Source organism: Kitasatospora sp. NE20-6, from assembly GCF_045862635.1.
This window is the reverse complement of sequence record NZ_BPRL01000132.1, coordinates 1-4,931: the sequence shown is the minus strand read 5'-3', so window position 1 is coordinate 4,931 and position 4,931 is coordinate 1. Positions and strand designations below refer to the sequence as shown.

Annotated in this window: 3 protein-coding genes; all 3 read left to right on the top strand. The window is 71.9% G+C overall.

The window, feature by feature from the left end; translation table 11 throughout:
* Positions 1-1,687 (top strand): methylmalonyl-CoA mutase family protein (locus tag SNE206_RS39680; RefSeq protein WP_407918458.1); only part of this gene is annotated, 1,687 nt, incomplete at its 5' end.
* A 14-nt stretch (positions 1,688-1,701) separates the two neighbouring features.
* Positions 1,702-3,942 (top strand): methylmalonyl-CoA mutase, encoded by a 2,241-nt coding sequence (scpA, locus tag SNE206_RS39675; RefSeq protein ID WP_407918457.1) that lies wholly within the window; start codon positions 1,702-1,704, stop codon positions 3,940-3,942.
* 12 nt (positions 3,943-3,954) lie between these two features.
* A partial coding sequence (meaB, locus tag SNE206_RS39670) for a methylmalonyl Co-A mutase-associated GTPase MeaB (RefSeq protein ID WP_407918456.1) occupies positions 3,955-4,931 on the top strand: 977 nt, incomplete at its 3' end.

Below are 4,931 nucleotides of genomic sequence, written 5' to 3'. Positions count from 1 at the left end.
GCTCCAGGACGGGCTCCGTGCCCGTCCGCTGTACACCGCCGAGGACGCGCCGGCCGATGCCGGGTACCCCGGCTTCCCGCCGTTCGTGCGCGGCGGCCGACCGCAGGGGGCCACGGTCTCCGGCTGGGACGTGCGCCAGCTGCACGCCGACCCGGACCCGCGCCGCACCAACGAGGCGGTGCTCGCCGACCTGGAGAACGGCGTCACCTCGCTCTGGCTCGCGCTCGGCACCGGCCGGCTGCCGGTCGAGGCGCTGCCGGACGCGCTGCAGGGCGTCTACCTCGACCTGGCGTCCGTCGCCCTCGACGCCGGCGCGGAGTTCCGGCCCGCCGCCGAGCAGCTGTTCACGCTGCTGGCCGCGCGCGGGGTGCCCGCCGCGGCCGCCACCGGCACGCTGGGCGCCGACCCGCTGGGCCTGCTCGCCCGCACCGGCGACGACGGCGCGAGCGAGGCGCTGCTCGCCGAGGCCGCGGCACTGGCGGCCCGCTGTGCCGAGACGTACCCGGGCCTGCGCGCCCTCACCGTCGACGCCCTGCCCTACCACGACGCGGGCGCCTCGCCCGCTCAGGAACTCGGCTGCGCACTGGCGACCGGCGTGGCCTACCTGCGGGCGCTGACCGCGGCCGGGCTGTCGGCCGACGCGGCCGCCGGCCAGCTGGAGTTCCGCCTCGCGGCCACCGGCGACCAGTTCCTGACGATCGCGAAGTTCCGTGCCGCACGCCGGCTCTGGGCCCGGGTGGCGCAGGTGTGCGGGGTCGCGCCGCAGGCCTCCGCGCAGCGCCAGCACGCGGTGACCTCCAGCGTGATGATGACCGCCCGCGACCCGTGGGTGAACATGCTCCGCACCACGGTGGCCTGCCTGGCCGCGGGCGTGGGCGGGGCGGACGCGGTGACGGTGCTGCCCTTCGACGAGGCGGTCGGCCTGCCGGACGCCTTCGCACGGCGGATCGCCCGCAACACGCAGTCGATCCTGCTGGAGGAGTCGCACCTGGCCCGGGTCGTCGACCCGGCGGGCGGCTCCTGGTACGTGGAGCGGCTGACCGACGAACTCGCGCACGCCGCCTGGGCGTGGTTCCAGGAGATCGAGGCGGCGGGCGGTCAGCGGGCCGCCCTCACCTGCGGCCTGGTCGCCGAGCAGGCCGCGGCGACCTGGGCGGCACGCTCGAAGGCGCTCGCCGAGCGGCGCGAACCCGTCACCGGCGTCAGCGAGTTCCCGAACCTCGCCGAACAGCCGCTGGTCCGCGAACCCGCCCCCGCACCGCCCTCCGGCGGCCTGCCGCGGGTACGCCGCGCCGACGCCTACGAGGAACTCCGCGCCCGCTCCGACGCCCACCTCGCCGCGACCGGCAGCCGCCCGCTGCTGTTCCTGGCCTCCCTCGGGTCGGCGTCCGCACACACCGCCCGGTCGACCTTCGCCGCCAACCTCTTCCAGGCCGGCGGCATCGAAACCGTCACGGAGGGCACGTTCGAGACGAGCGGGGCGAGCGAGGTCTGCCTGTGCTCCAGCGACGCGCTCTACGAGCAGCAGGCCGAACAGACCGCTCAGAAGCTCCGGGACGCAGGTGCGAAGCACGTGTTCCTGGCCGGCCGTCCCGGACAGCACGCCGGTGTCGACACCTACGTCTTCGCCGACTGTGACGCCGTCGCCGTGCTGTCCGCCGCCCTCGACCGTATGGGAGTGTCCTGATGGGAGACCGTCCGATGAGTGAGATCCCCGACTTCACCACGATCGGGTTGGACCCGGACGGCACCGCCCCGGCGGCGACCGGCACGCAGTGGCGGGAGGCCTGGCAGCAGGCGACCGGCAAGGACGTCGAGGACCTGGTGTGGCAGACCCCGGAGGGCATCGGCGTGAAGCCGCTGTACACCGCCGAGGACCTCGCCGGCGTGGACTTCCTGGACACCTACCCCGGCATCGCCCCCTACCTGCGCGGCCCCTACCCCACCATGTACGTCAACCAGCCCTGGACGGTCCGCCAGTACGCCGGCTTCTCCACCGCCGAGGAGTCCAACGCCTTCTACCGCCGCAACCTCGCCGCCGGCCAGAAGGGCCTCTCCGTCGCCTTCGACCTGCCCACCCACCGCGGCTACGACAGCGACCACCCCCGCGTCACCGGCGACGTCGGCATGGCCGGCGTCGCCATCGACTCCATCTACGACATGCGCCAGCTCTTCGACGGCATCCCCCTCGACAAGATGTCCGTCTCCATGACCATGAACGGCGCCGTCCTGCCCGTCCTCGCCCTCTACATCGTCGCCGCCGAGGAACAGGGCGTCCCCCCCGAAAAACTCGCCGGGACCATCCAGAACGACATCCTCAAAGAATTCATGGTCCGCAACACCTACATCTACCCCCCGCAACCCTCCATGCGGATCATCTCCGACATCTTCGCCTACACCTCGCAGAAGATGCCCCGCTACAACTCCATCTCCATCTCCGGCTACCACATCCAGGAAGCCGGAGCCACCGCCGACCTCGAACTCGCCTACACCCTCGCCGACGGCGTCGAATACCTCCGCGCCGGCCTGGCCACCGGCCTCGACGTCGACGCGTTCGCCCCCCGCCTCTCCTTCTTCTGGGCGATCGGCACGAACTTCTTCATGGAGATCGCCAAACTCCGCGCCGCCCGCCTGCTCTGGGCGAAACTCGTGAAACAGTTCGACCCGAAAAACACCAAGTCACTGTCCCTGCGCACCCACTCGCAGACCTCCGGCTGGTCCCTCACCGCACAGGACGTCTTCAACAACGTCACCCGCACCTGCATCGAGGCGATGGCCGCCACCCAGGGCCACACCCAGTCCCTGCACACCAACGCCCTCGACGAAGCCCTCGCCCTGCCCACCGACTTCTCCGCCCGCATCGCCCGCAACACCCAGCTCATGCTCCAGCAGGAATCCGGCACCGGCCGCTCCATCGACCCCTGGGGCGGCTCCGCCTACATCGAAAAACTCACCCACGACCTCGCCACCCGCGCCTGGGCCCACATCCAGGAAGTCGAAGCCGCCGGCGGCATGGCCAAAGCCATCGACGCCGGCATCCCGAAACTGCGCATCGAGGAAGCCGCCGCCCGCACCCAGGCCCGCATCGACTCCGGCCGCCAGCCCGTCATCGGCGTCAACAAGTACCGCACCGCCAGCGACGAACCCATCGACGTCCTCAAGGTCGACAACACCTCCGTCCGCACCCAGCAGATCGACAAACTCCGCCGCCTGCGCGAAGAACGCGACGAGAGCGCCTGCCAGAACGCCCTGCGCGCCCTCACCCGCTCCGCCCACGACGGCCCCACCGGCGGCGGCTCCCTGGACGGCAACCTCCTCGCCCTCGCCGTCGACGCCGCCCGCGCCAAAGCCACCGTCGGCGAGATCTCCGACGCCCTGGAAACCGTCTACGGCCGCCACTCCGGCCAGATCCGTACCATCTCCGGCGTGTACCGCGACGAAGCAGGACCCTCCGAAAACGTGCACCGCACCCGCGCACTCGTCGAACGCTTCGAGGAAGCCGAAGGCCGCCGCCCCCGCATCCTCGTCGCCAAAATGGGCCAGGACGGCCACGACCGCGGCCAGAAGGTCATCGCCACCGCCTTCGCCGACCTCGGCTTCACCGTCGACGTCGGACCCCTCTTCCAGACCCCCGCCGAAGTCGCCCGCCAGGCCGTCGAGGCCGACGTCCACATCGTCGGCGTCTCCTCCCTCGCCGCCGGCCACCTCACCCTCGTCCCCGCCCTCAGAACCGAACTCGCCCGGGCCGGCCGCCCCGACATCACCATCGTCGTCGGCGGCGTCATCCCGCCCCAGGACGTCCCCACCCTCCTGGACATGGGCGCCGCAGCCGTCTTCCCCCCCGGCACCGTCATCCCCGACGCCGCCCACGACCTCCTCACCACCCTCGCCACCGACCTCGGACACCAGCTGCAAGCCACCGATCCCGGACACGAGCTGTGAGCCGCTGACCCCATGCCACCCCGCACGATCGACCCCGACCAGTACCGGCAGGGGGTCCTCGACGGCTCGCGCGCCTGGATCGCGCGGGCCGTCACCCTCGTCGAATCCACCCGGCCCGACCACCGCGCCCTCGCCCAGCAACTCCTGGTCGACCTCCTCCCCCACAGCGGCGCCGCCGTACGCATCGGCATCACCGGCGTCCCCGGCGTCGGCAAATCCACCTTCATCGAAGCCCTCGGCACCATGCTCACCCACCGCGGCCACCGCGTCGCGGTCCTCGCCGTCGACCCCACCTCCACCCGCACCGGCGGCTCCATCCTCGGCGACAAGACCCGCATGGAAAAACTCGCCACCGACCCCAACGCCTACATCCGCCCCTCCCCCACCTCCGGCACCCTGGGCGGCGTCGCCCGCACCACCCGCGAATCCATGATCGTCATGGAAGCCGCCGGCTACGACGTCGTCCTCGTCGAAACCGTCGGCGTCGGCCAGTCCGAAACCACCGTCGCCGACATGGTCGACACCTTCCTCCTCCTCACCCTCGCCCGCACCGGCGACCAGCTCCAGGGCATCAAAAAAGGCGTCCTCGAACTCGCCGACCTCGTCGCCGTCAACAAGGCCGACGGCCCCCACGAACACGACGCCAAAACCGCCGCCCGCGAACTCACCGGCGCCCTACGCCTGCTGACACCCCCCGACGCCGCATGGACCCCACCCGTCCTCACCTGCAGCGGCCGCGACGGCACCGGCCTCGACACCCTCTGGGAACGCCTCCAACAACACCGACAGACCCTCCACGCCACCGGCGCCCTCGACACCCGCCGCCGCACCCAACAGATCGACTGGACCTGGGCCATGGTCCACGACCAACTCCTCACCGCACTCCACCACCACCCCGACGTCCGCACCCTCGCCCCCACCCTGGAGAACCGCGTCCGCGAAGGCACCCTCACCGCCACCCTCGCCGCCCAACAGATCCTGGACGCCTT